This is a genomic window from Actinosynnema sp. NPDC059797, from assembly GCF_042732085.1.
GTDB lineage: Bacteria > Actinomycetota > Actinomycetes > Mycobacteriales > Pseudonocardiaceae > Actinosynnema.
The window spans coordinates 1-2,740 of the sequence record NZ_JBHWIE010000615.1 but is presented as its reverse complement, the minus strand read 5'-3'; the positions used below and the strand labels follow the sequence as shown (position 1 = coordinate 2,740).

Annotated in this window: 2 protein-coding genes; one reads left to right on the top strand and one right to left on the bottom strand. The window is 75.7% G+C overall.

Going from position 1 to position 2,740, the window contains the following annotated elements; all coding sequences use genetic code 11:
- On the top strand, nucleotides 1-1,095 hold a 1,095-nt coding region (locus tag ACFV4N_RS42460; protein ID WP_499678358.1), incomplete at its 5' end, for an RNA polymerase sigma factor.
- On the opposite strand, the gene ACFV4N_RS42455 is transcribed toward ACFV4N_RS42460, so the two are convergent.
- The gene (locus ACFV4N_RS42455; RefSeq protein ID WP_499678357.1) at nucleotides 1,080-2,438 is read right to left on the bottom strand and encodes a hypothetical protein; all 1,359 of its coding nucleotides are present in this window, start codon (nucleotides 2,436-2,438) and stop codon (nucleotides 1,080-1,082) included. The two genes, ACFV4N_RS42460 and ACFV4N_RS42455, sit on opposite strands and share 16 nt — an antisense overlap.
- Nucleotides 2,439-2,740: the final 302 nt, after the last annotated feature.

Genomic DNA, 2,740 nt, shown 5'->3' with positions numbered 1-2,740 from the left:
GCCTACGCCGACGCGCTGCGCGACTGGCCGCGCGACGGCGTGCCGACCAGGCCCGGCGCCTGGCTGACCACGGCAGCCCGGCACAAGGCGCTGGACGCGCTGCGCCGGGTCGGCACGCTGCGGTCGAAGCTGCACCTGCTGGTGGAGCCGGCCACCGCGCCGGACGCCCCGCCGTCGCCCGACGACCCGCTGCGGCTGGTCTTCCTGTGCTGCCACCCGGCGTTGAGCACCGAGGCGCAGGTGGCGCTGACGCTGCGGCTGGTGTGCGGCGTGGCGACACCGGACGTCGCCCGCGCGCTCCTGGTGCCCGAGGCCACCGCGGCGGCCCGGATCACCCGCGCGAAGAAGAAGGTCGCCGCCGCGCGCGTCCCGTTCCGGATGCCCGCCGCGGCCGAGCTGCCCGACCGGCTCGACGCCGTGCTGACCGCGGTCCACCTGCTGTTCACCACCGGGCACACCGCGCCGTCGGGTCGCGCGCTGACCAGGGACGACCTCACCGGGCACGCGCTCGACCTCGCCCGCCTGCTGCACCGGCTGATGCCCGACGAGCGCGAGGTGCGCGGGCTGCTGGCGCTGCTGCTGGCCAACCACGCGCGCCGCGCCGGCCGCACCGCCGCCGACGGCCGCCTGCTGACCCTGGCCGAGCAGGACCGGTCGACCTGGGACCGGGCCGCGATCGACGAGGCGCACCACCTGGTCGTGGCCGCCCTGCGCGGCGGCCGGCCGGGTCGCTTCGCCCTCCAGGCCGCGATCGCCGCGCTGCACGCCACCGCGCCGACGTACGCCGACACGGACTGGCCGCAGCTCCTGCTGCTCTACGACGAGCTGGCCCGGGTGTGGCCGTCACCCGTGGTGGCGCTCAACCGGGCCGTCGTGGTGGCGGAGGTGCGCGGGCCGGCCGCCGCGCTGGCCGAGGTGGCGGAGCTGGAGCGGGACCGGCGGCTCGCCGGCCACCACTACCTGCCCGCGGTCAAGGCCGACCTGCTGCGCCGCCTCGGCCGCGACGCGACCGCCGAGTACGAACGGGCGATCGCGTTGACCGACAACGAGACCGAACGCGCGTTCCTGCGCGAGCGCGCTCAGTCGGCCAGGTAGGAGCAGGGCACCTCGAAGAACCACGGGTCCGGCTCGTGCTCGAACCGGCCGACCGGCCCGCCCGCGGCGCACTGCTCCCGGGCCCGCGCGACGCCGTCGCCCCACGGGAGGCCGTCCAGCACGCCGCCGCGCGCGTGGACGTGCTGCACGACGCTCCAGAACACGACCAGGGCGAACACGACCTGCCCCGCCTTGACCGCCAGGCGGCCCCACGTCTCCCGGGGCACCGCGTCGAGGCCGACGGCCACCGCCGTGAACAGGAACAGGCACGGCGCGACGCTGTAGCGCTGGGCGGCGAGGACCACGCCGGGGTGCTGCACCTGGAGCACCTGGGTCCAGTTCGCCACCAGCGTCACCACGATCACCAGCGCGCCGTGGCCGAGGCCGAGCGCCACCAGCACCCGGCCCGCCCGGTCGCCCCAGCGGAGCCCGGCGAGCACCGGCAGGCCGGCCAGCACGAGGGCCGCGAGCACCGGCGCGTTGCCCAGCGCCGGGTAGTACCGCTCGACCTGCTCGGAGCCGGTGAACGCGGCCACCGGCACCCGCAGCAGCGCGGCGAGCAGCACCTGGACCGGGTCTACCGGGTCGTGGGAGTACGGGGTCCGCTCGGCGAACACCGTGACCACGCCCTGCACCGCCGCGGCGACGAGGAAGGCCACCGGCAGGACCCGGTCGCGCCACAGCGCCAACCGCAGGAGCGCGACCGGCGCCAGCAGGAACGCCAGCGGGCTCGACAGCGCGGACAGCACGACGAAGACGACGACCGCCACCGGCACGCGGGGCTCGCGCCGCCACAGCAGCGCCCAGAACACGCCGTAGAGCAGGAACCAGTGCAGGTTGGTGACGTTGTCCAGCGGCTCGGAGTTGCCCACGGGCAGCACCACGACCAGCGCCGCGTGCGCGAACCGGACCGGCAGCGAGCGCAGGTGGCCCGCCGAGGCGGCGAAGACGACCAGCGCGACCAGTGCCCGCGGCACCGCGGCCAGGACGGCGAACCAGGCGGCGGCCTGCTCCAGCGGCAGCACCGACACCAGCTCCGCGGCCAGCCGGGGGATGGTGTGCAGGTAGCCGCCGTAAGGGGACACGAGGTTCGCGGCGAACGGCTGCGTGATGCCGTCGAGCAGGAAGCGCGCGCCGTCCTCGGCCCAGACGTGCTGGAGCCGCGACCGCCCCGCCGGCATGAGCAGCTGGAACCCGAGCGCGCCGAGGAACGCCACGACGTACCCGAACGCGAGCCGGCCGCGCGGCAGGTCGCTCCGCGGCGCCTCCGGCAGCACCCGCTCGGCCACCGCACGCCACCGGGGCCCGGCGGACACCGCCGGCGCCTCCCCCACCACCGCCACGTCAACCCCCCACCACCAGCACGCCGGCGCGCACGCTACACGACCCCACCCCCGCGCGAGTCATGCGTTCAACCCCCGCGAGTCATGCGCTCAGACCCCGCGAGTCGTACACGTTCACGACCACCGTGTCGTACGTACAGGACCGCCGAGTTCAACGTTCAAGACCGGCGAACGGGCCGGCGGGGGTGCGTGAACGCAGAACTCGGGGGTCGCGAACGCAGAACTCGGGGGTCGTGGACGCATGACTCGCGAGTCCTGGACGCATGACTCGCGGGTGCTGGGCGTACGACACGGTGGGTCTG